The organism is Vibrio sp. D3, assembly GCF_043995865.1.
GTDB classification, from domain to species: domain Bacteria; phylum Pseudomonadota; class Gammaproteobacteria; order Enterobacterales; family Vibrionaceae; genus Vibrio; species Vibrio diabolicus.
Genome location: NZ_CP171886.1, coordinates 1,052,189 through 1,077,312, shown reverse-complemented (window position 1 = coordinate 1,077,312; position 25,124 = coordinate 1,052,189). Strand labels below are relative to the sequence as shown.

The following is a 25,124-nucleotide window of genomic DNA, read 5'->3' as shown; positions in this document are numbered from 1 at the left end:
TAAGCCTCCTTAACGCACTTACGAGCTAAGGAGGCGACAGAGCAGTGGTTCGTTAAAACGAATTATTTAACTACCTTGATTTCAGGCATTTGATACTCACCACTTTGGATTGCATCGTCTGCGCCGTAGAAACGCATGATGGCGTAGAACGGTTTTTCAGGTACTGGCAAGAAGTTTGGATCGTCTGCTCGGCCTTTCTCGTTCGCACTCATGTAAATGGTGTAGTAACCGTCTTTGTCCGCTTTCATGGTTCGGTCGCCACGGCTGTGACGGTTTAGGTCGTTTTTCGCCATCAAACGGTTGTCGTTGCCGTAAATAGTAACAGACCAGAATTCGCTGACGTTCGGCGCTTTAAAGCGCATCACGTAATCATGCTTCGAACCATCCAGTTTTTGACCAGTGCTGTCGAAATCTGATTTACGGTAAGACGCTTCGATAGGTGGTAAACCCCACTGACCAAGGTAAGTACCTTCTGCAAAAATATCGCGTGGCGCATCACCCAAGGTATCGCGTGTACCAAGCAACGTACGAGCATCTGTCATTTTAGGTGCAAGTTCGACGAGGTGTTCCATGCCTTTCTTCTCTCCAACTTTTGCCAGTTTTATCTGCTCAGGTGTGAAGTCAGTTTTGCATGGTTCAACGCCGATAGATTGGTATTTGTCCAACCACTGTTTGTCCGCATTGCCCATCGAGCCATTACATAGCACGAAGTTCACGCGTTCAAGCCATGTTGATTTTTTTGGATCTGGATACGTTCTTTGTACTGGTTTTGGCCCGTTCTTACCTAAATATTCCGATAGGGTACGAATGTTCCATTGGTCCATGTAGTTAAGCGCGACTTTTGCGTCTTCGTCATTCACTGCCATGATGCGACCCATCAGCTTCACAAGGTTGCTGTCTACGCGAACCACTTCGTCGACAGAAGCTGGCACTTCACCTTGCCAATCTTGTGCTGCAAACATGAACTGGCCGCCTTTTGTGCCGCGAGTACGAGAACTGAACGCTGCGTTGGTGTAATGGCCCATGTCCATTGTGTGCAAGATCCAGTAACGGCCTTCATCCATATCAGGCACGCTCACAATGACAGGTTCTGCTGCAACATCTAACCAGCCCATAAGGTGAAGCGTATCGTTATTAATGGTTGGGTGAGCGGTGTAAGAGTCATCAGCTAGAGCACGAATATTCTGAAAGCGGTTGAGCGGATAGTTGTTTTCTACCGCCGTGTGATAGAAAAACTTGTACGCTTCATCGATAGAGTAGCCGTAGATATAAGCATCTTCTGCAAGATCAACATTGGTGTTAGCCGCAAATACAGAGCTGGCTCCTAGCGCTGATAATCCCAATAGAGTAACGAGTAATTTTTGTTTCATGGCTGGTTTCATCCATTTGTTTGTGAGGATATGTTTCCAGCTAAGCTTAGTCGTTAACCCGTTTATTACAGAAATGAATTGTGAGTATTTAGTCTATATCAAAAGTGATATGCTTTGAGAAAAGCTAAAGAGATAACGTTGATGAACTTTGATTACAACTTGCTCAAGGTGCTTGCGGTGATTCTTGAAACACGCAACACCACAACGGCTGCGGAGCGTTTGTGCACCAGCCAGCCTGCTGTGAGTCGAAGCTTGCGTAAAATTCGGGATTTGTTTAACGACGACATTTTAGTGCGTAAGGGCACCAATATGGAGCTCACGCCGAAAGCCGAAGAGATCAAAGCGCAGCTTTCTGGGATCATCAACGACATCGACAAGCTAGTGAATGTTTCTCATAGTTTTGATCCCGCGACCGAAAGCAGTGTTCTGCGTGTTGCTATCAACTCGTCCATTGCGCAATGGTTTTCTGCCGCGTTTACTCAGCTGCTAGCCAAGGAAGCGCCGTTTATGAACTTGGTGATCGAAGACTGGACGGAAACCACGCCAGACAAAATCGATGCGGGTGAAATCGCTTTTGGTATCAACTATTTCCCTATGGAGTTGCCGAAACATCTGGTTCAGAAAAAAGGCGGGCGGGACGACTTTGCTCTGGCCTGTCGCGCGACGCATCCGCATGGTGGTAAACGCATGTACTTGGATGACATTTCAGAGTACGCGTACGCGGTTCACATCATCCAACATTGGAATGAAAAAGAAGATCATATCTCGCGCTTATTACAGCCTTTTTCAGTTGTCCCAAGAATTCAACTGCGTACCACGCACATCAACACCATTTTGAATTTGGTTGCGGATAGCGATGTGCTGTTTCCTTGTTCGCGTCACTTGATCAATCAGTTAGATAAGCGTTTTTCTTTTATCGAATTTGATGACGCGCTGCCGAAATTAGAGGGTAACTTCGGTTACGTTTACAGCGTAAAGCGCCGCAATGATCCGTTGATATTGTGGGTTAACAATACCGTTGAATCGTTGATGAAGTCGTTAGGCATTGAGTCGTAACAATGGTTGGTGAAACGGTTTGAACAACCGGGTTCAATAACGCACAGATCCCGGTTGTATTACTTGATGTAATTACTCGTATTCAGAAGCGTAAGTTTCTTCATAAGTGTGCGAGTAAAGCTCGAAAAGGTTGCCGAATGGGTCTTCTAGATAGACCATTTTCGCAGGCTTGTTATCGTCTTCTGGGTGGTAACGCATGATGTCCATACGCACTTTGCCACCCAACGCTTCAGTGCGCTTGATTGCACCTTCAAAGTCGTCCGTCTGCAAACAGAAATGGAAGATACCGATGCGAGAAAAATCCACTTCATGGCGCTCTTGACGCTCTTTCATTTCAAATAACTCAAGTCCGATGCCATCGCTTGTCACTAGATGTGCAATGTTGAAGCCTTTAAAGCCCTCACCAAAGACCGCAATACACATTCTGCCAATTGCGGTTTCGCGTTCTTCAATCACTTTCGTGTTGCCCATAACGACTTTTAGACCAAGCGCTTGCGTGTAAAACTCAACCGCTTTATCCATATCTCCGACCATAATACCGACATGATTCATTTTCATTTGTTTGCTCCCAACATGTGTGCTTAAACGTTGTTTTGTTTCGATGTGGGAGAGTATATGGCGAGGTGTTAATTACATGAAATTATCATAAATTATAAAAATAATAATTTTTTATAATCAACATGAGAGGGGTTCGAGCTAATTGGCTAATGCCTCAACAGCTTGCTGTACCGAGGTGAAGTGAATTTTGATGATGCATCTTTGTGCGAGACTAAACTCATGCGACTGGATGAGTGACGTAACTTCCTCGACGGACAGAGTGCGTTTTTCCGGTTGTAAAACGGTGGTGTTCGAATCGTTGTATTGCAACCCGAACGTGTTGCCATTTGAGTCAATTACGTAATCATCTGGCCCCCAAATGAACGCTTCGCATTCGGAATCAAGCTCGGCATGAGAACGCAAATAGATAAGTTCATCGTCGCCATCGAGTTTCAATAAACATGGCCATGTAACCATGGGGCCTCCGGTGTAGTGGCTAAAATTGTTTCAATGTCTGAAAGGGCAAGGTGAGCGCTGGCTTTCAAGGTGTTGGCCTTAAACCGCAGTCAAAAATTACGTGTGTTGAGCAATAATCGAAAACAGCTCGTCAACCGTTCTTGCCACGTAATCTGGTTGCACGTTCCAATGCTCTGGCATCGCGCCGCTGTACGCTGCTGCAACGGCAATCACTTTACTTTGGCCACCCAACTGCTGTTCGATGTTGCGTGCGAATTGCGTGTCGGCTTCATGGTCACCGATGTACATCAGCTGTCGATTTTCTGCGTGACCAAAAATCGACTCAACGCATTTGATACCACTGTACGCATCGGGCTTTTGGTGTCCGTTCGAGACGTCATCATACCCGATGATGGATTTAAACGGCGCGCTGATGCCGTTGTCGGACAGCACTCGACGAATATTGCTTTGCGAGTTTTGAGAGCAAATGCCGTGAGGCAGTTGCACAAACTCTTTAATAACGCCATCAATGCCTTCAAACAAGGTTACTGGTGTTTGGTTTTTCTCTTGATGCTCTGCCCATAAACCGCCAGCTTTTAGCATTTCATCATGGGACATGCCGTAGTAATCCACGTAGAGCTCTTGCCAGTTTTTCGCCGCGTGGTTTGCGTAGTGATAGTTGGCTTCTGAATGGAGATATTTCGGTAAATTATCGCCAGTTAAATGCGGGGCAACGATGGATAAGATCGCTTTGGTGATGTCGATGTTTTTCGGTACAGAGTTTACGAGTGTCCCATCGTAATCCCACAATATGGCGTCTAATTTCATTCAACGTTCTCGTTGTTATTGATGGTTAAAAGCTGGAACCGGGTTGCTGCAAAAATGCTAACTCTTCAGATGTGCTTTCTCTACCCAAGATGGCGTTGCGATGTGGGTAACGTCCAAATTGGTCGATGATGGCTTTGTGTTTTAGCTCAAAATCGTAGTTATTTTCAAGCCCTGATGCGCGAAACAATTTCTCAGCTTCGACATGAATACGTCGAGATTCGCTGTGCATAAACGGCATGTACAAAAAGCTTAGCTGCTCAGGCGCTAATTCTTGATCGTGTCCTAACCGAATTGCTTCTTGAGCCAATGCTAATGCGAGCGGGTCTTGCGCAAACGCTTTTGGGGTGTTGCGATACGCATTACGTGAAAACTGGTCGAGGACGATGATTTCGGCCAATCGCCCTTGTACGCTGTCTCGCCAGCTAAAAAGCTCACAGCGAGCGGCTTGCTCTAATACAGAGGTAAATCGCGATGTAATATGTTTGTCCAGTTCTGGGTCGTTTTCAAACCAGTTTTGAGGCGTTAGCTCTTCGAACCAGAACTTGATGATTTGTTGATGCATGGCGCTTCCTTTTGTTGTGCCTTAATAGTAAAAAGCCAGAAGCGTGGCTTCTGGCTCTTGGCGTGTTATCGACCGTAAGTCTCTACGATGTAACGTTCAAAATCGTCACACATTTGTTCGTCAGAGATGACGTTGCTTGCCAGTTCTTTACTGCCGTCGACGACTTTAATCGTCGCGTTCAGTGAAGCAACTGGTGCTCGTTCTCGCGTCGCAAGTAAGTCGATTTTCTTCTGCTGTACTTCCCACGCTTGCTCTGGCGATAGATTACATACATCTGCCAAGTACTTAGCATTGAACCCCTCGCCAGTCAGGCTGAAAATGGTTTCGTTGTGCGACAAATGATTGCCTGCGTGCCAGTAGTGTTTTGCCAGCAGTGGGCCAATTTCTGGGTTATCCGTCAGATAGCCAAACTTATCAAGGAAGTATGCGCGGGTCTGATACACCGCCATGTGCGCGAGTAGATAACCTTGATACGCACAAGCTGCTTCGTCGGATAGCAAATGTGGAATCGCCATCAGTGGGCGAGGGCTGCATTCCAAACCAAGGATCTGTTTTTCACAATCGCGAGCCAGCTTAGTGATGCGCTCTGGCGTTAACTCGTCATCGCTAAGTTGATATAACGCGCGTTCAAAGTACGGCACAACCAAGATGCTACGTTCTTCATAAGCTTTGAATGGCTGACGACTGTTGATCATCGCTTGAATGATCTCATCAGGAACCGGATTCCCTTCATCATCCAGTGCGTATTGTTTTAGCCAATCGGCATCGGTTAACAGGCTGTCACAGAACATCGACTGAGTTTCTGCATAAGCCATCGACGTTGGCGCAAACTCCTGTGAAAAACAAGGCGCGTTCATTTTTACGTTCGCAAAGTGTGCTGCGTGGCCACCTTCGTGGAACAGCGTGTTGATACCATCGTAGCCGCTGCCCACTTGGTCTGGTTTGGCATTGCTGGTAAAGTTCACCTGCGCTGCGACCCATTCGCCTTGATTGTAGAAAGAAGGGATCGGGCCGTGGCAGAACCCGTTCGGGTATTTACCTTTGCGGTCTAATAAATCAAGCGTTAGCGTCGCGCCAGAGTAATCAATATTCAGACGACCAAACGATTCTACCCAGCGTCTCAGAGATTTTGAGAACGGCACGTATGGGTCAAGGTCACGCATGACGTCACCCGCGAACGAGTAAACAAAGTTGAAGCCTGTTAGCGCGCTTGCGCCTTTCTCTTTCGCCAAGTTTTCTAAGCTGTTTAGGTGCGCATCTCGCGTGCGTTGTTCGAAATCTTCCAAAATCTCGAATAGCTGCTCAGAGCTCATCTTTTCCGTTTTTTGCACGGAGTAATCAAAGAAGGTCGCATAACCCAGTGAGCGAGCGAACTGGTTGCGCAGTTTGATCAGTTCTATAAAGCCGTTTTGCAGTAGCCATTGTTCAAGGTTCAGCAACGCTTGGTGAGCCGATTGGCGAACTTCTTCATGATTGTTGGTGCGAATGGTTGAGCTCAATACTGGCAGTGAACCTTCCACTTGCTCGCCGTTTTCATCGGTAAACGTTTGTACGTGGTTCTGTTTTTTCTCGAACAGCTCAGCTTCAAAGGCAATGAGCTGATTTTTCAACGCTTGTGCTTTTTCGCCCTCGATTGCGTGAGATTCAAACATCGCCAGCCAACCAGAAAGACCCGTAATGGTTTGCTGTTTCTCTTGTGGGTCGGTAATTGAGTCCGCGGCTTCAAGCTGTTGTTTGATGGCAGTAATTTGCTCGGCGTTGCTTAAAAAGCTTGTCCATGCGGTTTGTGCTTGCGTCGAGCCATCATGGTCATCGCTGATCCCCATGTAAGTTTCCCAAAAGAAATCTTCTTTGGTGCGGTGAATCGCGAGGTAACGTTGATTGAGGTCGTTAAGATAATCCGTTGCGGTCATTTTGATCCTTCAAATGGTTGGGAGTAGACCCCTAATTATTGCACGCTTGTTGATAATAAAGGAGGGACAAATTAATTTGCTGGTAGTGTACTGCGTAAACGTGATTTTACTATTTGTTTACATTTTAATGAGTTAGCAAGAGTTGTTACGCGTTCGGAGTGCGCAGTGTTAAGGCTGGCACGGGTTTTACAGTTCATCAGTTAATTAATCTGCGAGGCGCTCTCGATGATCTTTGTCATGTGTAATAATATTTCTATATCGCGGCAGTACATATGGAAACGATATGATAAATAAGACAAAAGTTACGCTATTGGCGCTAGGTACGATTTTGGTTGGATGCTCTTCTGTCACGCCGCCAAGAAATGATGCGGTTGAGAACATTCAACAAAAGTGCTCTGTAATTTTAAGCAGTGATGTTTCAGGTGAACAGCGCTGGCAGACATACAACGGCTTGCTTGTAGAATATGCTGTGCATGGCATTAAAACTCAGGCGCAGTTAGAACGCTTTGAAGCGTTTGTGCAGCGAGTACAAAATGATGAATCTGGACAGTTAGTTACCGAGCTGATTGAAGTCACCGATTGGGGATGCTCAAACGGCAATTATCTTGAAGAGATGGGCTTGTTTATTCAAGAAGTTCAAAAGTAGAAAACCGAGCGTTAAGTCGCTCGGTTTTTCTGTTTATGGAGCGCTTTGTGCGCTGGCCCGTCAGGACGCTTACTCCTCTGGGTACTCGCCCATACCTTGCGTTTTACCTTCCGCTTTCCAATGCTCACCGGGGTCAAATGCTTCATCGCATAAATCTACGGTGTAGCCCATTTCTGTGATTTCCTTTAATGTGAGATTATCTGCAATTTTTGCGACTTCACCCGATTTATTACGTAATTCCATGTTGTTTCCTCCTCTGTAGGTAGACGAGCGGTATCGATGCACAGTGACGAATGCATCGGTGACCTTTGTTCTAAGTATATAACTCTCAGCTCAAAATGAGGGTTTAATCCATTTTTATCGTGTGGTTAATTGAGTAATGCTTTGAGCTGCTTCAGTTATTTTTAACTGCATCATCGCGACAGTTGGTTATTTGTGATTTATTGAACGATTAAATTGTCAATCTGGAAACTCGAAATGGTGATTCTCGACCACGCTTTAGCACAACAAATTGTTGATCGAACCATGTCCATCATTGGTCACAATGTGAATGTGATGAACTCGGCAGGCATCATCATTGGCAGTGGCGATCCGAAACGTGTTGGGCAAGTGCATGATGGCGCGGTACTGGCGCTGAATCATGGCGATTCGCTAGAGCTTAATGAGCAGCAATGTTTGACGTTGCAGGGTGTCAAACCCGGTATCAATATGTTGTTGAAATTACATGGCGACGTGGTCGGTATTGTTGGCGTCACAGGCGAGCCGGATAAAATCCGAGATTTTGCAAAACTGGTTAAAATGACCGCTGAACTAACAATCGAGCAAGCTGCGCTGGTGGAAAAATTTCAGTGGGACAGACGTCATCGTGAAGAGTTTATTCTGGCTTGGATCAATGGCAAATTGACCGATGAAGAGCTGAAAGATTGGGCGATGCGTCTTTCTATCGATGTTACTCAACCACGGGTGGCAACGGTGATTGAAGTCTCGACGCCGTCCGCCTCTAAAAGCATGAAGAGTGTGCGCAATATTGTTGAGTTGCTTGAATACCCAGAGCGTAACAACCTAGTTGCGATTGTCTCAGTGAATGAAATTGTGGTGCTGAAACCGTGTCATTCCGCCAAGCAATGGGATAGCCAAATCGAAAGTGAACGCATTGATAAGTTGATGTCGCGTTTAAGCGATCACGATTCGCATACGTTTCACATTGCGCTAGGGCAGTTGTTTAATGAGCCTAAAGATGTCGCGTTGTCATACCAAAGCGCAAAGCAGGTATTAGCCATTGGCAAGCAGTTCTACCCAGAGAAACGTAAGTACCTGTTCGATGAACTTCGTTTGCCTGTGCTGTTAGCGCCGTTGGCGGATATTTGGCAAGGTGAACAAATCATTGATGGCGTGAAATGGTTGAAAGAGAAAGACAAATCTGGGCAATTACTGAAAACCCTAGATGCGTTGTTTGAATGCAATGGCAATGTGACGGAATGCTCTAAAATGCTGTTTATTCACCGGAACACTCTGCGTTATCGGTTAGAAAAAATCACCGAGATAACAGGGCTGCCAACCACCAATTTTGTGGGGTTAGCGGAGCTTTATATTGCGACTCGGCTCTCAAAAATGGCGTGATATTGTGCATTTGCACAATACGCGTCATTTTTTGACCACATCATTTGTCACTCCGCCTAAAGGAATTCGAAAGCAAACGATTAATAATTCATGCGTCCCTACATGTTGAGTGAGCCAACACGGACTCGCTCAGCAAAATAAGAATAAATGGAGTTATCATGAACCTTATATTAATCCTGCTCGGGGTGATCGCATTTATTGTGCTCACGACCACCAAATTCAAATTACATCCCTTTTTAGCGCTGATCATCGCGGCGTTCCTTGCGGCATTTGCTTACGGCTTACCGGCAGATAGCATTGCCAAAACCATTGCTTCTGGCTTTGGCGGCATCCTTGGTTACATTGGCTTGGTTATCGTTTTAGGTACCATCATCGGTGTTATTTTGGAGAAAAGTGGTGCGGCGATCACCATGGCCGATACGGTTATTAAAGTGTTGGGTGAGCGTTTCCCAACATTGACCATGAGCATCATCGGTTACATCGTTTCTGTTCCGGTATTTTGTGATTCAGGCTTTGTCATTCTGAACTCGCTCAAAGAATCACTCGCGAAGCGTTTAAAAACCTCAAGCGTTGCAATGAGTGTGGCGTTGGCAACTGGCCTATACGCAACACATACGTTTGTGCCGCCAACTCCTGGCCCTATTGCCGCTGCGGGTAACTTAGGCCTGGAATCTAACCTTGGTTTAGTGATTGGTGTGGGTGTGTTTGTTGCAGCAGTTGCGGCGTTAGCGGGTATGTTGTGGGCGAACCGATTCCAACATGTTGAACCAGATGGCATTGAAGCCGCAGATGAAATTCAGCATGACTGGCAAGCACTCAAAGCGTCTTACGGCCAACTGCCAACTGCCAACGGCGAGCCAAGCATTCGCTCCTATTTTTGTTCCAATCTTATTGATCTGTTTTGGCTCTATCGCGAAATTCCCAAGCTTACCGCTAGGCGAAGGTTTTGTGTTTGATGTTCTGACTTTCTTAGGACAGCCACTAACGGCGTTGGTGATTGGCCTGTTCCTTTCTGTTCGCCTACTCAAATCAGACAACAAGATTGAAGAATTTGGCGAGCGAATCAGCCAAGGTATTACGGCTGCTGCGCCTATTCTTTTGATTACCGGTGCGGGTGGCGCATTTGGCGCGGTATTAAAAGCAACGCCGCTAGGTGAATACTTGGGTACGACGCTATCGGCGCTGGGCGTGGGTATTTTCATGCCATTTATCGTTGCGGCTGCGCTAAAATCGGCGCAAGGTTCGTCAACGGTTGCACTGGTGACCACATCGGCTTTGGTTGCGCCTATGCTTACGCAATTGGGGCTCGATTCAGAAATGGGCCGCGTATTAACAGTGATGGCGATCGGTGCTGGTGCGATGACGGTTTCTCATGCAAACGACAGCTTCTTCTGGGTAGTTTCGCAGTTTAGCCGCATGTCGGTGGGCTTAGCGTATCGCGCGCAAACCATGGCTACGCTCGTTCAAGGTGTCACGGCAATGGCATTGGTGTACATTTTGAGTCTCGTTCTCTTATAAGTCTCTGGAAATACGTATGAAAGTGGTAATTGCACCTGATTCATTTAAAGAAAGCTTAACCGCCAAACAAGTGAGCGAGGCGATCAAAACGGGTCTTGCTCGCGTATGGCATGGTGCCGAATTTGTTACGGTTCCGGTCGCAGACGGTGGCGAAGGCACGGTTCAATCTTTGATAGATGCAACTCAAGGCGAACAAGTCTTTACAACGGTGACCGCGCCATTAGGGAATGATGTTGAAGCGTTTTATGGCATCCTCGGCGACGGCGAAACTGCGGTTATTGAAATGGCGGAGGCCAGTGGGCTACACCTTGTGCCGAGTGACGCTCGCGACCCAAAACTGACCAGCAGCATTGGTACCGGACAGCTGATCAAACACGCGCTAGACAGAGGTATTCAACGCTTAATCATTGGTTTGGGCGGCAGCGCTACCAATGATGGTGGCGTGGGCATGTTGACCGCGTTGGGGGCTACGTTTCTTGATGAATCTGGCCATGCAATTACCCCAAATGGAGGCGGGTTAGCGGCGCTTGCATCCATCGATATTTCTGGTCTTGACCCGCGCTTAGCTGCTTGCGAAGTGTTGGTAGCGTGCGATGTTGATAACCCACTCTGTGGCGACAAAGGCTCGTCGGCTATCTTTGGCCCGCAAAAGGGGGCGACGGCGTCAGACGTCACTCTGCTCGATAACGCATTACGCAAGTTTGGTGAGTTGACGGAACAAGCGACGGGTAAGCACGTACTGACTCGTGAAGGGGCAGGTGCTGCTGGTGGTATGGGCGCGGCCTTGCTCGGTTACACGCCGGCACGTTTGCAACCGGGAATTGAGATTGTGCTTGAAACGGTCAAACTTGCTGAGCATGTTGCGGATGCGGATATCGTATTCACAGGCGAGGGTCGCATCGATCATCAAACCGCACATGGCAAAACGCCGATGGGCGTTGCTAAGGTGGTCAAGCAGTTTAATTTACCAGTCATTGCATTAGCAGGCTGTGTGGGCGACGATTATCAGGCGGTTTATGAGTGCGGAATTGATGCGGTGTTTGCTTGTGTACCAAGGGCGATGAGCTTATCTGAGGCCATGAAAGAGGCCGACGTCAACGTTGCCAATTTAGCCGAAAACGTCGCGAGAATGTGGCAAATTAAGTCGCACTGAGGGCGATAACGATACGAGAAAACTCCACCTTGCGTGGAGTTTTTTGTTGTTACCTGTTTGCGTGTGTGGGCATAAGTTCATTTAGCAAGAGCGAGTTAACAGGCATGCTTTGCTATCAACTTTGCCAGTGTTTGCATTGCGTTACTCCAATCGGTTTCATGACCAAAGTTTGCCACGCTGAGGCGCACGCAATGTCGATATTGCTCTTGAGTGCCAAATACAGTGCCGGGAAGTAGGCTGATTCTGTGCTTATTGCACGCTTGATACAATGCATAGCTGTCCGTGTCTTCGGGCAGGCGCAACCAAAGCAAGAACGAGCCTTGTACGGCGTTGATCTGGTATCGATGTTTTAGAGATTCGTATTCATCCAAGTATTGATGAAGCATCTGGATAAATCGGCGCATGTTGTTTTGATAAACCCGACCCATTCGCGCAGTATGCGTTCGATACTTACCGGACGTTAGAAACGTTGCCACGGCTGATTGCATTAGGTTCAAACTGCCCATGTTTTCACACAGTAGATATTGCTCAATTTGATCTCGATATCGCCCCGCCAACATCCAACCAATTCTCAAACGCGAATCGAGCGTTTTGGATAACGAATTCACGTAAATTACGCGTTGCTTGTCATCGAGCAACCTCAAGCTTGGCAAAGGCTTGTTATAACTTAACCCGCCAAACACATCGTCTTCGATAATAGGAATATTGCCAGACGCCAATAGCAATTGCTGGCGCTTTTCTAGCGGCATCATGGCACCAGTTGGGTTGGTGAAGTTTGGCGTTACGATGATCGCTTTTATGTCCCATGTCGCCATTGCTTTTGCTAAGGCTTCGGGGCACATACCGTCTCGTGGGCAACTCGGAATTTCCACCACTTTGAGGCCGAGTGATTCGAGCATCAATAAATTACCAAAATAGCAAGGGGACTCCACCGCGACGATATCGCCTTTTTGTGTCGTTGCGCGCAGCGCTAGGCTAATTGCTTGCTGCGCGCCGTGCGTCACCATGATCTCATCCAACTTGGTTGGCGTGCCCAAATCTTGTGTGATTTTCGCCAGTTGTTTGATTAAGAGGTGATCACCGGGTGGCAATTGGTAATGGCTCGGTACATGCGTTTGCTGGCGGCTGTGGCGGCCAATCTCGGCGTACAAGCTTTTGATCGCGGGGGAGTCAATGTTTGGGTGGGCAGAGCCTGCGGGCAAACGCTCTTGGTATTCAGGGTACGTGAGGATTTCTTTGCAGATCGAGAGCAAATCCACGCGAGTCGGATCCGGAATTGAGCGAGAGGTCGGCAAGGCGATTTTTACTCGATAACCCGACTTGGGAACCGAGTACACCAAGTTTTGCGCTTCCAGCTCTTGATACGCACGAATCACGGTGTTTTTACTGACGCTTAATTCTTGGCTCAATGAGCGAATGGAGGGCAGTCGATCATCCACTTGGTAAACGCCACCATTGATGGCTTGTTTAAGGTGCTTTTCCACCACGAGGTACTTATTCCCTTCACCGCTTTCCAATAAATCTGTACCCATAAAAACACTTCCATCTGTCACTTTTTGAAAACACTGTACCTAATTACATTAACAGTATCTCAAAACATAAAACAAGCGTGAGTGAGGCGATCATGTTAATCCGAGCCATCCCTTTTGTATTTGTCATCCTTTGGGCTTCTGGATTTGTTGGTGCGCGTTTTGGTTTGCAGTATGCCGAGCCAGCGACACTACTTTCTATCCGTATGGCATTCAATGTCTTACTGTTTTTGGTTCTTGTGGCGATGTTGCGTAGAAGGTTGCCAACAGGAAGCGATTTCTGGCACAGCTGTGTGGTGGGTGTGTTGATCCATGGCTTCTATTTAGGCGGCACTTATTTCGCTATTGATTTGGGTATGCCTGCCGGGCTGAGTTCGTTGTTGGTGGGCATTCAGCCGATTTTAACCGCGGCTTTGCTGGTGGTGTTTGTTCGTGAGGAATTTAAACCCTCGCAATGGCTGGGTTTGGCTCTAGGCTTTGTCGGCATCGCTATGGTGCTGATGGGAAACATGGAGTGGCAGTCTGAGCAACATAAGTTCTTAGCCATTGGAGTCTGTTTACTGTCTTTGGTTGGTATAACGTTAGGGACGCTGTATCAGAAGAAACATTGCCAACAGGTGGATATGGTTGGTGGTGCGACGGTGCAATATTTGGCCGCACTCATCATGTTTCTGCCTGTTGCGATGCAGTTTGAAACCATGCAAGTTCAGTGGAAACTGGAGTTTATTTTGACCGTGTTGTGGTTGGTCGTCGTGCTCTCTTGTGTGGCTATCCTGCTGCTGTTGTACATGGTGAGAAATGGCGCGTCTTCGAGTGTGGCGTCTGTGTTTTACCTAGTGCCGCCAACAACCGCGATTCAAGCTTGGCTCGCGTTTGGTGAGTCGTTTGATTGGATGGGCATTTCTGGCTTTGCATTGGCGGCCACGGCGGTCTATCTAGTGGTTAAAAAGCCAGATCTGACGATAAAAAAATCGGTTCAAACAGAATATACCTAAATTGGGTAGGGACATTAACGTGCCAGTGAGTACAATTCTGCTTCATCTTAATCCGTGGAGCAGAGTGATGACGTTAAAGCCAGATCGAATGACCGCGATGCGTAATATCATCGAGCAAGTAAAAGCTGAACTACCGATTTACGAACCGGAAACCTTTGTGTGTGGGCCGGAAGGGCAGTGCATCGGTTGTCCAAAGAAATTATTAGAAATGGTCGATTCAGAGGTTACTTATTGGGAGTCGGCAATGGAGCGGGGTGTGATTCCGCAGTTTGATGAGATCCGTCGTTTCGGGAAGATGTGCACTAACGTACGTCGCGGACTTGTTCGTAATAACGTTCCACTACTCGGGTAATCTACTTCAGTAAATAAGTGATTGATAAATAAAGTCCTAAAATTGACACATAAATGTGTGCGTTTGCATAGTAACTTGGCGAGCGGTCTCAACTTTGGCCCATGACTCTTGTTTGTCATCTACTAGGGCTTTAAACGTTTTAAATCAGCGATATATTGGCAAGGTCTCACATGGATGTGAGGCAAACGACCATTCATTCTGCTGAGATAAAAAAGTGAGATTAAAGGGATTTACTCTGATGGAAATCACCATAGTGCTCGCCACTTTGGCTTTCATCGCTTTGGCTGCGTTGCCAACACTACTCCACATTCATCGCCAAGCCTATGCGTCGATGTTACACAGTTCCAATTCGTCATTGGGTACCGCGCTTAAATTTTTTAACGCCCGAGTGGTGATAGACAATGCTGCCGAGCAAAACCGAGTCCACTATATTGATAGGAACGTAAAAACCTTAAGTGGTATGCCAGAAGCGAGCGCCAATAGCATTGGCGCGTTATTAGAAATCGATTTGCCGCAGAGTGGCGTGTCCAAAATTGATGTTCCCTGCAAAGGCAGTGACTTTTGTATTATTGGTCAGCAACACCCAAATAGTACCCACTTTGTGTCTATTCCCGATTATCAATTTGTCGACCAGTCAGGTCTTGATCGGGTGGTGTACATTTGGCCGCAAGGGTATACCTTGGCAGAAGAGGCATGCTATTTCTATTATGTAAATCAAGCATCCACAGAGTCTATTGTCCGAGGGCACGTTACTGAGGGTTGTTAGGCGCGCTTAACATCATCTTCTGACTCATCAACACTTCGCCATTGGGGAGAGTGACTTCTCCTAGTTCACCATGGTGCTCAAATCCAAATCGTTCGTACAACGCTATCGCGGCAAGGTTGTCCTTATAAACATTAAGTACAATGGTGTCATAACCATATTCCCAGGCACTTTTAAGTGCGACAGACAATAGCTGCTTACCTAGCCCTTTTCCTCTGAATGTTCTATCGATATGAATACCTAAAATGCCTGTGCTAGTGAGTTGACCGCCTTCATAACCGCACAGTTCGGCAGGAAAAATCTCTACACTACCAATCAGAACGTGATGGTCCAAAGCAACAAATTGAGGAATCGATTCAAGTTCTACGCGACGTAAAATATTGGTCAGGGTGTCTTTATCTGGAGCCGGACTGCGCAGGTATTTACCTTCGGCATAGACTCGGTTCCACAGTTCGGTAAAGCGCTCGATATCGCTTACCTGGATGGGTCTGATTTGCATTCATCTTCCTTGATTAGTGCAGGTTAGTGATGGTTAAGGTACGAGTTCAGATAAACAGCGAATTTGATTCGGAATGGGATCGGCTGGCGCATTGGCTCCTGTTGGATTAAACCAAATCGTATTTACGCCAGCTTGCATTGCAGGGTAAATGTCTTTATAGGGCAAGTCGCCAACCATAGTTAACTCACTCACGTTAACCCCTAGCTGTTTTGCGATAGCAAGATAAAACTCAGGTTGGTTTTTAGCGATGCCGAGATTGGCAAAACAAAAGTAGCCATTTAAGTACTGGTCTAAGTCGACGCGGACGAACGCACGCTGAACCTCTTCCATGTTGGAATCAGACGCACTGGTCGCGATGTAAATAGCATGATTTTGGGAAAGTGTTGCCAGTGTTTTTTTGGCCAGAGGAATCGTTTCTACGTGTTCCCAATCGCACATTTTTCCTTGTGCGTGAGGGAAATCCACCATTAAGGTGTTCCCCCAATCGAAAAGATAAATCATGTTCGAATCTCCTTTATCCGCACATCATATCGTCTTTTCTAAAATCAGGGGATAAATTGCATCGATAAATGCGATTTAGGTGGCTTTAGTCGTGAAAAGCGCTTAATTGTCGTTATCGTTACAAATGTTTCAGCATAATGCGTGAGTTAGTTTTAAAACCTTGCTTGTCGTAAAACCGCTGTGCTGATTGATTGAATTCCATCACTTCTAATCGAACTTGTGTAGCATTGGCATCGCGAGCCCATTGCTCACAAGCCTCAAGCAGTTGGCGACCGATACCCTGCTGCTTTTGTTCTTCATTGACGACAATCGTTCCTACTCGACAAATTGGATCTTTGATCAGAAAGCTGACGGTTTCATTCTGAGTGATCATCGCGGTTAAAAAGCCGACTACCTCCTTTTCATGTTCTGCGACTAAAAACAAGCGTTCATCATTCTCGAGAGCCTGAGTGAGGAACGCTCGGTCGTCTTCCGAAGGTGCTACAAAAGCTTCAGGCGCGTTGGCAAAATGCAGTGCGTTGATTTGTAGGTTTAATTCAAAAATTGCATCCAAATCGTCAGGAGTTGCTTGTCGAATGTTGACTTCCATTTTACTTACCGCCTGAAAGATCGATAAAAGAGCCTGTAACATAAGAAGCTTCATCACTGAGTAGCCAAGCGATCGCATTCGCCACTTCTTCTACCGTACCGCCCCGTTTCAGTGGAATTTGAGGGCTGAGCCTATCCACTCGGTTTGGTTCTCCACCATCGGCGTGCATATCGGTATAAATGAAACCAGGTCGAACGCCATTGACGCGAATATTTCGGTCTGCCAATTCAAGCGATAGCCCTTTGGTTAAGGTATCCATTGCGCCTTTTGATGTGGCGTAATCGACATATTCGAATGGCGCGCCTGAGCGTGATGCCCCAGAAGAAACATTCACAATTGCGCCACCAGTACTGAATCGCTTCGCCGCTTCTCTACAACAGAGAAAGCAGCTATTCACATTAGTGTTCATTACTTTCTGAAAGCGTTCCAAGCTGATTTCCGCCAACGGTGACTGAGTAAATAGAATGCCAACGTTGTTGACCAAATGGGTGACTGAGCCTAGTGCGTTTTCTGTTGCATCGAAAAGATTGAGCACTTGTTGCTCGTCCGATACATCTGCTTGAACGGCGATCGCTTTTCCGCCATTTGCTTGTATGTCTCTGACCACTTGGTGAGCTGCTTCACTTTGCGCACGGTAATTAACACACACGGCATAGCCTTGCTCGGCCAGTTTTTTCGCTGTTGCGGCTCCAATGCCTCGGCTTGCGCCAGTAACGATGACTACTTTATTCAAAATACATCCTTATTTTTGTAGCGAGTAGATTTTGTCGGCGTAACGCTTGTCGCCAATTTGGTATGCGTCAGGAATGACTTCAGATAGCTCGAATCCGCACTTCATGAGAACACGCTCTGAAGCAATATTCCCTTCAGTGACCGTAGCGGAAAAGCGGTCAATGTCATGTGTTGCTCTCGCCCAATTTAGAAGCGCTTGAAGGGTTTCTGTTCCAAACTGTCGGCCATGAAATTCAGGCAAAAGTAAGTAACCCACCTCTGCGTTACCTTCTTCAATGGCAAGGCCAGTGACGCCAATCGGTTGTTCAGATTGCTTATCGAGTATGACGAGGCAAAGCCAGTGCGGACTGTCTGGTGTCCATGGTAATAATCGCGAAGCAAATTTTTCTTTTATTTGTTTTTCGCTCGGGCGATCAAAACAGAGCTCAATGATCTCTGGTTCGGAATGTAATCGCTGAAATAGTTCCCAATCGCTGGCTTCGATAGGTCTTAATCGGTTTCGGTGAGTCTCAATATAAACTGACATGCGTGTCCTTACAGCATTTATGTAGAGAGCCAGTTTCTCATCCTCTTATCTCTTTAATCAAACGGTTGCACTTACAAAAGTGATTTGTGTGGTGAATGCCTGGTTGGGTAATTAATTCTTACTGAATATTCATTTATGGGATGAAAATAACGAAATTTCATACTTGAGACACATAGAGCAACACGGAAATGATGTGGATCAAGAGAGAACTACCCATAAAGTAGTATTTTGCGATCTATAATTACATTTTATTTGGAAGTGTTGCTAATTATGTCAATAAAAAAACGATATGTTGCACTGCTGGTTGCTGCCGGCATTGGTGTGGGCTGGTTAACATTAGGTGGTACTGCAGCGGTAATGCATTACACCTCTGATACTGAGTTCTGTCTCTCGTGCCACTCTATGGAAATCCCTTACAAAGAGTACCAAGGCTCAGTGCACTTCAGTAATGCGAAAGGCATTCGTGCCGAGTGTTCTGATTGCCACATCCCACAAGAACCGATGGACTACCTGATCACGAAGATTCGTGCATCGAAAGACATCTACCATGAGTTCGTGACTGGCAAGATCGACACGCCAGAAAAATACGAAGCGCACCGCAAAGAGCTTGCGGAGATGGTGTGGGAGCAGTTCCGTGAAAACGACTCTGCTACGTGCCGTTCTTGCCACGACTTTGACGCGATGGAAGAATTTGAGCAATCTCGCGATGCAGCGAAAATGCACGAGTACGCAAAAGCAAACGATCAAACGTGTATCGATTGTCACAAAGGCGTTGCTCACTTTGCACCAGAAGCTGAGCTAGACAGTAAGGCATTTGAAACGTTGATGAGCTTCACCACAAAAACATCACCTGGTGCCAAAGTCGTTTACCCTGTGACTGAAATCGCAATGGGTGAAATGGGTAAAATTAACCCAACGACGAAGTTAGAAGTAATCAGCTCTGAAGGTGATGAGCGTACTGTTAAGTTGGACGCCTTCCAAATGAAAGGCGCAGAGCAAGTGCTGTACATGGGTGAAGGTCAACGTGCCATCGTAGCAACGCTAACCGAGCAAGGTCAGCAAGCTCTTGAGGGCGGTGAGTTTAAGGCCGACGTTTACGGCAACGAATGGCGCGCAGTGTCACTAACAGGCACGATCGATTCTCCTGTTGTGGATACGCTTGACCCAGTTTGGTCATACGCAGAAGAGCTAGACAACGTTTATTGTGCAACTTGTCACGCGAAAATTCCTTCAAATCACTTCACAGTGAACGCATGGGGACCAGTGGCGAAGAGTATGGGTGATCGAACAGACATCACTGCCGAAAACCTAGAAATTCTTACTAAGTTCTTCCAGCACCACGCGAAAGATGTGGTTGGTCACTAACGATAAATAGAAGGATAAGATTATGACTAATTTAACCCGTCGTGGATTTCTAAAAGGCACAGGTATGGCGGCTGGCGCCATGGCATTTACTTCTTTTGCGCCTATGTCTGTTGCGTCTTCAAACCAGCGTGGCAAGGGCATTTTGACAGCGGGCCGCATGGGCCCAATGTTATGTGAAGTGAAAGATGGCAAGCTAGTATCGACCACTAATGCTCTGCCACAAACTGTACCAAATAGTCTACAAACTACAGGGCCTGACCAAGTGCATACCAAGGCGCGTGTGAAGTACCCAATGGTACGTAAAGGCTACTTGGCAAACCCATCGTCGCCAGAAGGTGTGCGCGGTAGTGATGAGTTTGTGCGTGTGTCTTGGGATGAGGCTTACAAACTGATCCACGAGCAGCACATGCGAATTCGCAAAGAATATGGCCCAGCTTCTGTATTTGCTGGTTCTTACGGCTGGCGTTCAAGTGGCGTGCTGCACAAAGCACAAACCTTGCTGCAACGTTACATGAGCATGGCAGGCGGCTACTCAGGCCACTTGGGTGACTACTCAACGGGTGCTGCGCAGATCATCATGCCGCACGTTGTGGGCTCTATCGAAGTGTACGAGCAACAAACCACGTACCCAGTGGTACTAGAGCACAGCGATGTGGTTGTGCTTTGGGGCTTAAACCCGATCAACACCCTAAAAATCGCGTGGAGCTCAACAGACTGCGCTGGTCTTGAGTTCTTCCATCAATTAAAAAAATCAGGCAAGACGGTTATTGCGATTGACCCTATTCGTTCTGAAACCATCGAGTTCTTTGGCGAGAATGCGGAGTGGATTGCTCCTCACCCAATGACCGACGTAGCGATGATGATGGGTATCGCACACACCTTGGTGAAACAAGGTAAGCACGATAAAGCCTTCCTCGATAAATACACCGCTGGTTACGACAAATTTGAAGCGTACCTGATGGGCGAAGAAGACGGCGTAGAAAAATCAGCGGAGTGGGCATCGCAAATCTGTGGCGTACCTGCGAAGCAACTTGAGCTCTTAGCTGACATCTTCAGTAAAAACCGCACCATGCTGATGGCGGGTTGGGGCATGCAGCGCCAACAATACGGTGAACAGCGTCACTGGATGCTGGTTACACTGGCAACGATGTTGGGTCAAATCGGTTTACCGGGCGGTGGTTTTGGTTTCTCTTACCACTACTCAAACGGTGGTAACCCTGCTCGTGACGCTGGCGTGCTTCCTGCGATTTCAGCGTCACTGGGTGGCGGCTCTTCTGCGGGTAACGACTGGGCGGTGTCTGGCGCGGTACAAAGTTTCCCTGTGGCGCGTATTGTCGAGGCGTTGGAAAACCCAGGTCAATCCTACCATCACAACGGTCATGAACTGACGTTCCCAGATATCAAGATGATTTGGTGGGCAGGTGGTGCGAACTTTACTCACCACCAAGACACCAACCGCTTGATTAAAGCGTGGCAAAAACCTGAGCTAATTGTAATTTCAGAACCGTACTGGACGGCGGCAGCAAAACATGCGGACATCGTTCTGCCAATCACCACATCGTTCGAGCGTAATGACTTAACGATGACAGGAGACTACAGTAACCAACACTTGGTGCCAATGAAGCAAGTGGTTGAGCCACAAGGTGAAGCGCGTAATGACTTCGATGTATTCGCGGACATGGCGGAGATGCTAGCACCGGGTGGACGTGATGTGTACACCGAAGGCAAAACCGAAATGGAATGGCTGTACGGCTTCTACAAGGTGGCGCAACAAGGTGGCCGTGGCTCTCGCGTAGCAATGCCGAACTTCAGCAAGTTCTGGGAAGATAACCAACTGATCGAGATGAAGTGGAACGAGAAGAACGCACAGTTTGTTCGTTACGCGGATTTCCGTGAAGACCCGATCATGAACCCGCTAGGTACGCCAAGTGGTAAGATTGAAATCTTCTCGAAAACGATTGAAGGTTACCAGTTGGAAGACTGTCCTCCACACCCAACGTGGATGGCACCAACCGAGTACACTGGCAATGCAAAAGATGGCGAGTTGCAGCTAATGACCGCGCACGCAGCGCATCGTCTACACAGCCAGTTTAACTACGCGAAGATTCGCGAAGAGTACGCAATTGCAAACCGTGAACCTATTTGGATTCACCCTGAAGATGCGAAAGCGCGTGGTATTAAAACTGGCGATCTAGTTCGTGCGTTTAACAACCGTGGCCAAGTATTGGTTGGCGCAGAAGTGACTGACCGAATCAAGCAAGGTTCAGTGTGTATTCATGAAGGCGGTTGGCCGGATTTGGATCCGAAAACCGGCATTTGTAAGAACGGCGGTTGTAACGTGTTAACGTTGGATATTCCGACCTCTCGACTTGCAAACGGCTGTGCGGCGAACTCGGCACTGGTTCGTATTGAAAAATACACTGGCCCAGAATTAGAACTAACAGCGTTTGAACCACCAAAAAATGGCTAGAAAAAAGTAGCGCTTGAAAGCAAGAAGCCAGCGAATCGCTGGCTTCTTTTTTATCTAGTCATCGTTCACATTAGCGCGAAGCAAGAGAAACAAACGGCATCTGTTTCTTAATCTGAAATGTCGGGAGTAAAGTAAATACAATCGCGACAAACAAGACCGAACCTATTAAATCTTCAGGGCGATGCATGCCCAGCCATAAGCGGCTATATGCGACGCTCATACCCCACATCCACAATGACAGTGCAGAGATATAGCACTTGTTCTGTAAGAACAACCCACCAAAGAAAGCCAAACAAATCGAAACGAAAATCGTATGGCCCGACGGGAAAGAATAGTCTTTCTCGCCTTGCCAATGGCGTGTTCGCCAATCACTGACTTGTTCAGTAACCTGGTTAATTACGTTGGCTTGTTGTTTTGTATCTAACTGATAAAACGTTTCTGGTGTTTCAATCAATTGTTCTGCTGCGAGCAATTCCGTGTATGGGCGCGGGCTTTCTGTCATCAGTTTTAGCCCCGTTTTGCTGGCAAAGCCAATCACAAGTAACAGCCCTAACATTGAGAGTTTTTGCATCCACTCAGTGCGACTTGGTTTAAAGCGAAATAAAGAAAGCAGTAGCAGCGTTAAGGTAATTAAAAAGCCTTTGCTGCCAGCAGAATCTGTGAGCAAAGTAAAAGTAATACCCAGACTTTCAGGCACCTGTGAAGTGAGATTGTGATAAGAGCCAAACAGCGACATTGGGATGATGCCAAGAACAAACAAGGCGAGCATCATCAATCCATATTTTTTGGTTTTCATTGAGAGCGTTTTGTTTTTATTGAGGGTTATTCAACCACGTGAAAATAAGGGGCTTATCTTACGTTATCTGGCGTGAAAAACTTATCAACGCTTTGTCAATTTGACGAGAGAATGAAGGCTGAGTGATGAATTGATGACATTTATCCGGAGGGTAAAGGCGCTCATCCTTAAGCGTTGGGGTCTTAATCCATCAGAGAAAGTAAGTACTCTGCTGCTTTGGTTGGGTTTTCTGCATGACAAATGGCAGAAACCAAAGCCAAACCATGTACACCTGTCGCACTCAGGGCAGGAATGTTGGTTTCGTTGATGCCACCAATAGCGACGATTGGTAAAGACGTGGTGTTCAGCGCCATCTTCAAACCTTCAATACCCCAGTGTTTTTTGGTGTTGTTTTTGGTTGGTGTAGCGAAGATGGCACTCAAACCGATGTAATCAATGGGCAGAGAATCCGCCTCTGCCAACTGCTCTTCAGTCTCAATCGACAAGCCTAGAATCTTGTTTGGGCCAATCAATTGACGAGCGATCTCTGCTGGCATGTCTGACTGCCCGAGGTGAACACCATCGGCATCGACGGCAAGGGCAACATCAACACGATCATTGATGATTAACGGGACGTCAGTGCCTTCAAGGACCGTCTTTACGGCTTGAGCTCGTTCAATAAATGCACGAACGTCACCATGTTTTTCGCGTACCTGTACCATGGTTACCCCACCTTCTACCGCCTTTCTTACAACGTGTTTGAGAGTGGATAAATCTTGTTGGTCGTCGGTGACCAAATACAAACGATAGGCGTTCATTGTGTTTCCTTTTGCCTCCCACTGTCTTTGGAGTGAGAGGCGTTTAAAGCATTGAGAAGTGATTTATCTCACTTGTAATTTAAGACGTGTTGCCAGTGTTTCTTCGTCCAGTTGGTAAAGCTCATCCAAAAGATGCATTTGCAAGCTACCTGGCCCTCGCGCTTGCTCAGCCGCAATTTCACCCACAACGCCAAGCACCGCTGCCGCAGCAAGGCCCGTTTCGTCGCCGATTGCTGCGAAAGCGCCAGTCAGTGCCGTCAGTGTGCAGCCCATGCCCGTTACGTATGGCATCATCTCGTGACCATTATTCAACTGGACGGTTTGCTCTTTTGTCACGATGTAGTCAGTTTCGCCGGAGATCACCACGCTCGCTCCATATTCTTCAATTAAGAAGTGAGCCGCCCCAAGGGCTGCATCACTACTGTCGAGTGCATCTACACCTTTGCTTTGCGCTTGCTCACCAGCGAGAGCAATGATTTCGGACGCATTACCACGAATGATTAACTTGTTTGCAAGGCGGGCGATTTCGCGCGAGGTTTCGGTGCGCAGTGAACTTGCACCGCAACCGACAGGGTCGAGCACAACGATTTTACCGTTCGAGTTGGCTTGCTCGACGGCATAGCTCATGCGCGGCGTCCAAACGCTGTCTAGGGTGCCGATGTTGATCACCAACGCGCCAGCAAACGACATCATTTCTGCCATTTCTTGCTTTGAATGCGCCATGATTGGCGAAGCACCGATAGCCAACAAAGCATTCGCCGTGTTGTTCATCACCACGTAGTTGGTAATGTTCACGACTAAAGGCTTTTGCTGACGCACTGCGGTTAATGCTTGAGTGATTTGTTCTATTAACATGAGATTCTCCAATTAACCTTATTGCGCGTTTAGACCTTGTTGCCAAAACGCCACTTCCATACGCGTTGCGGTTTTGAAGACCTGAATCAGGTTTTGACCGCGCTGGCTGTGGATGTCGATTTCAGCCAGTAGCTGGTTAAAGTGTTCGGCCCCACTTGCCACGCCAGATTGGAACTCTTCACCGCCGTACAAGTTAATCCAACTTGCGTAAGGATTGCCTTCGAATACCGTGTTTTCATCTTCAATCAGCATTTTACCAATGACGGCGTAGCCGATGGAGCAAGGGGCGAGCGCGGCATATAAGTCAACTAAGTCGCCCGTCATTCCCGCATCCAATACGTAGCGCGTGTAAGCCACCGTGCCAAAGTCTTCCGGCTCGTTTTCGAGATCAGATTCCGTTAATCCCCACTGACCGCAGTAGGTAACATGGTGGGCAATCTCTGAATCTAAAAGCGCATGTACGCTTGGTAGTGCGCGGCGCATATCGTCTAACGTACGCGCTTTGTAGATTGCCAGCGCATAAGCTCGTGCGTACTGTTTTAGGAATAAGAAATCTTGTTTCAAGTAATGCAGAAAACAAGGTTGAGCCAGCGTGCCTTTGGCCAATTGCTGCACGAAGGCATGCTCAGTGTATTCTTGCCAATCTTGGCGGCAAGCGTCGATCAAATCTTGGTATTTCATAATGGGGCAGCCTCG

General features: G+C 47.2%; 26 protein-coding genes and 1 pseudogene. 10 read left to right on the top strand and 17 right to left on the bottom strand.

Translation table 11 applies throughout. The annotated features are described in order from the left end of the window. Positions 1-62 precede the first annotated feature (62 nt). Positions 63-1,370 carry a DUF1254 domain-containing protein gene (locus ACHFJ9_RS04710; protein WP_395353997.1) on the bottom strand — a complete coding sequence of 436 codons (1,308 nt, stop codon included), beginning with the start codon at positions 1,368-1,370 and terminating at the stop codon, positions 63-65. 141 nt (positions 1,371-1,511) lie between these two features. Between ACHFJ9_RS04710 and ACHFJ9_RS04705 the strand changes: the two genes are divergently transcribed. After that, a complete protein-coding gene (locus tag ACHFJ9_RS04705) occupies positions 1,512-2,426 on the top strand; it encodes a LysR family transcriptional regulator (protein ID WP_006740978.1) in 915 nt (304 codons plus the stop codon). Between the two features lie 72 nt (positions 2,427-2,498). On the opposite strand, the gene ACHFJ9_RS04700 is transcribed toward ACHFJ9_RS04705, so the two are convergent. The 5 genes from ACHFJ9_RS04700 to ACHFJ9_RS04680 form a co-directional block, all read right to left on the bottom strand. Beyond that, the gene (locus tag ACHFJ9_RS04700) at positions 2,499-2,984 is read right to left on the bottom strand and encodes a VOC family protein (RefSeq protein WP_005391929.1); all 486 of its coding nucleotides are present in this window, start codon (positions 2,982-2,984) and stop codon (positions 2,499-2,501) included. A gap of 138 nt (positions 2,985-3,122) precedes the next feature. Further along, positions 3,123-3,440, bottom strand: coding sequence for a DUF4144 domain-containing protein (locus tag ACHFJ9_RS04695; RefSeq protein WP_395353995.1), 318 nt, complete (start codon positions 3,438-3,440; stop codon positions 3,123-3,125). A 96-nt stretch (positions 3,441-3,536) separates the two neighbouring features. Next, positions 3,537-4,247: an HAD family hydrolase gene (locus ACHFJ9_RS04690; protein ID WP_395353993.1), complete on the bottom strand. Its 711-nt coding sequence runs from the start codon at positions 4,245-4,247 to the stop codon at positions 3,537-3,539. 25 nt (positions 4,248-4,272) lie between these two features. Next, a complete protein-coding gene (locus tag ACHFJ9_RS04685) occupies positions 4,273-4,809 on the bottom strand; it encodes a DUF924 family protein (RefSeq protein ID WP_395353991.1) in 537 nt (178 codons plus the stop codon). A gap of 65 nt (positions 4,810-4,874) precedes the next feature. Next, the gene (locus tag ACHFJ9_RS04680; protein ID WP_395353989.1) at positions 4,875-6,722 is read right to left on the bottom strand and encodes a M3 family metallopeptidase; all 1,848 of its coding nucleotides are present in this window, start codon (positions 6,720-6,722) and stop codon (positions 4,875-4,877) included. Between the two features lie 283 nt (positions 6,723-7,005). On the opposite strand from ACHFJ9_RS04680, the gene ACHFJ9_RS04675 reads away from it, so the two are divergent. Further along, positions 7,006-7,368, top strand: a complete 363-nt coding sequence (locus ACHFJ9_RS04675; RefSeq protein WP_047009761.1) for a hypothetical protein — start codon at positions 7,006-7,008, stop codon at positions 7,366-7,368. 69 nt (positions 7,369-7,437) lie between these two features. Here the strand turns inward: ACHFJ9_RS04675 and ACHFJ9_RS04670 are convergent, their stop codons facing one another. Continuing rightward, a complete protein-coding gene (locus ACHFJ9_RS04670; RefSeq protein ID WP_005391896.1) occupies positions 7,438-7,611 on the bottom strand; it encodes a hypothetical protein in 174 nt (57 codons plus the stop codon). Between the two features lie 234 nt (positions 7,612-7,845). On the opposite strand from ACHFJ9_RS04670, the gene ACHFJ9_RS04665 reads away from it, so the two are divergent. The 3 genes and pseudogenes from ACHFJ9_RS04665 to ACHFJ9_RS04655 all read left to right on the top strand — a co-directional run bounded on the left by ACHFJ9_RS04665 (position 7,846) and on the right by ACHFJ9_RS04655 (position 11,659). After that, a complete protein-coding gene (locus ACHFJ9_RS04665; RefSeq protein ID WP_395353986.1) occupies positions 7,846-8,988 on the top strand; it encodes a sugar diacid recognition domain-containing protein in 1,143 nt (380 codons plus the stop codon). 158 nt (positions 8,989-9,146) lie between these two features. Next, positions 9,147-10,506, top strand: a pseudogene (locus ACHFJ9_RS04660) (GntP family permease). A 16-nt stretch (positions 10,507-10,522) separates the two neighbouring features. Next, the gene (locus ACHFJ9_RS04655) at positions 10,523-11,659 is read left to right on the top strand and encodes a glycerate kinase (RefSeq protein ID WP_395353984.1); all 1,137 of its coding nucleotides are present in this window, start codon (positions 10,523-10,525) and stop codon (positions 11,657-11,659) included. 95 nt (positions 11,660-11,754) lie between these two features. On the opposite strand, the gene ACHFJ9_RS04650 is transcribed toward ACHFJ9_RS04655, so the two are convergent. After that, complete coding sequence (locus ACHFJ9_RS04650) at positions 11,755-13,191, bottom strand: PLP-dependent aminotransferase family protein (RefSeq protein WP_395353982.1); 1,437 nt, start codon at positions 13,189-13,191, stop codon at positions 11,755-11,757. A gap of 92 nt (positions 13,192-13,283) precedes the next feature. Between ACHFJ9_RS04650 and ACHFJ9_RS04645 the strand changes: the two genes are divergently transcribed. From ACHFJ9_RS04645 to ACHFJ9_RS04635, 3 genes are all read left to right on the top strand, one after another. Beyond that, positions 13,284-14,183, top strand: coding sequence for a DMT family transporter (locus ACHFJ9_RS04645; RefSeq protein WP_145534133.1), 900 nt, complete (start codon positions 13,284-13,286; stop codon positions 14,181-14,183). A gap of 67 nt (positions 14,184-14,250) precedes the next feature. Further along, positions 14,251-14,535: a hypothetical protein gene (locus ACHFJ9_RS04640; protein WP_047009765.1), complete on the top strand. Its 285-nt coding sequence runs from the start codon at positions 14,251-14,253 to the stop codon at positions 14,533-14,535. Between the two features lie 238 nt (positions 14,536-14,773). Then, a complete protein-coding gene (locus tag ACHFJ9_RS04635; protein ID WP_395353979.1) occupies positions 14,774-15,301 on the top strand; it encodes a hypothetical protein in 528 nt (175 codons plus the stop codon). On the opposite strand, the gene ACHFJ9_RS04630 is transcribed toward ACHFJ9_RS04635, so the two are convergent. From ACHFJ9_RS04630 to ACHFJ9_RS04610, 5 genes are all read right to left on the bottom strand, one after another. Then, positions 15,285-15,797 (bottom strand): GNAT family N-acetyltransferase, encoded by a 513-nt coding sequence (locus tag ACHFJ9_RS04630; RefSeq protein WP_074190229.1) that lies wholly within the window; start codon positions 15,795-15,797, stop codon positions 15,285-15,287. The genes ACHFJ9_RS04635 and ACHFJ9_RS04630 overlap by 17 nt on opposite strands. Before the next feature lie 33 nt (positions 15,798-15,830). Continuing rightward, positions 15,831-16,298, bottom strand: a complete 468-nt coding sequence (locus ACHFJ9_RS04625; protein WP_170902858.1) for an HAD family hydrolase — start codon at positions 16,296-16,298, stop codon at positions 15,831-15,833. A gap of 118 nt (positions 16,299-16,416) precedes the next feature. Further along, complete coding sequence (locus ACHFJ9_RS04620) at positions 16,417-16,887, bottom strand: GNAT family N-acetyltransferase (RefSeq protein WP_074190227.1); 471 nt, start codon at positions 16,885-16,887, stop codon at positions 16,417-16,419. Position 16,888: 1 nt separating this feature from the next. Then, complete coding sequence (locus ACHFJ9_RS04615; protein ID WP_006740993.1) at positions 16,889-17,620, bottom strand: glucose 1-dehydrogenase; 732 nt, start codon at positions 17,618-17,620, stop codon at positions 16,889-16,891. 9 nt (positions 17,621-17,629) lie between these two features. Then, positions 17,630-18,145, bottom strand: coding sequence for a GNAT family N-acetyltransferase (locus ACHFJ9_RS04610; RefSeq protein WP_074190226.1), 516 nt, complete (start codon positions 18,143-18,145; stop codon positions 17,630-17,632). A 270-nt stretch (positions 18,146-18,415) separates the two neighbouring features. On the opposite strand from ACHFJ9_RS04610, the gene ACHFJ9_RS04605 reads away from it, so the two are divergent. Next, a complete protein-coding gene (locus ACHFJ9_RS04605) occupies positions 18,416-19,510 on the top strand; it encodes a NapC/NirT family cytochrome c (RefSeq protein WP_005391870.1) in 1,095 nt (364 codons plus the stop codon). Positions 19,511-19,532: 22 nt separating this feature from the next. Then, the gene (locus ACHFJ9_RS04600; protein WP_104972195.1) at positions 19,533-21,980 is read left to right on the top strand and encodes a trimethylamine-N-oxide reductase 2; all 2,448 of its coding nucleotides are present in this window, start codon (positions 19,533-19,535) and stop codon (positions 21,978-21,980) included. A gap of 70 nt (positions 21,981-22,050) precedes the next feature. Here the strand turns inward: ACHFJ9_RS04600 and ACHFJ9_RS04595 are convergent, their stop codons facing one another. From ACHFJ9_RS04595 to tenA, 4 genes are all read right to left on the bottom strand, one after another. Then, positions 22,051-22,776 (bottom strand): phosphatase PAP2 family protein, encoded by a 726-nt coding sequence (locus ACHFJ9_RS04595; protein ID WP_065645281.1) that lies wholly within the window; start codon positions 22,774-22,776, stop codon positions 22,051-22,053. Positions 22,777-22,958: 182 nt separating this feature from the next. Beyond that, the gene (thiE, locus tag ACHFJ9_RS04590; RefSeq protein WP_395353974.1) at positions 22,959-23,573 is read right to left on the bottom strand and encodes a thiamine phosphate synthase; all 615 of its coding nucleotides are present in this window, start codon (positions 23,571-23,573) and stop codon (positions 22,959-22,961) included. A 63-nt stretch (positions 23,574-23,636) separates the two neighbouring features. Next, the gene (thiM, locus tag ACHFJ9_RS04585) at positions 23,637-24,428 is read right to left on the bottom strand and encodes a hydroxyethylthiazole kinase (protein ID WP_005391861.1); all 792 of its coding nucleotides are present in this window, start codon (positions 24,426-24,428) and stop codon (positions 23,637-23,639) included. Between the two features lie 18 nt (positions 24,429-24,446). Then, on the bottom strand, positions 24,447-25,109 hold the full coding sequence (tenA, locus tag ACHFJ9_RS04580) for a thiaminase II (RefSeq protein WP_006740999.1): 663 nt from the start codon (positions 25,107-25,109) through the stop codon (positions 24,447-24,449). Between the last annotated feature and the right edge of the window lie 15 nt (positions 25,110-25,124).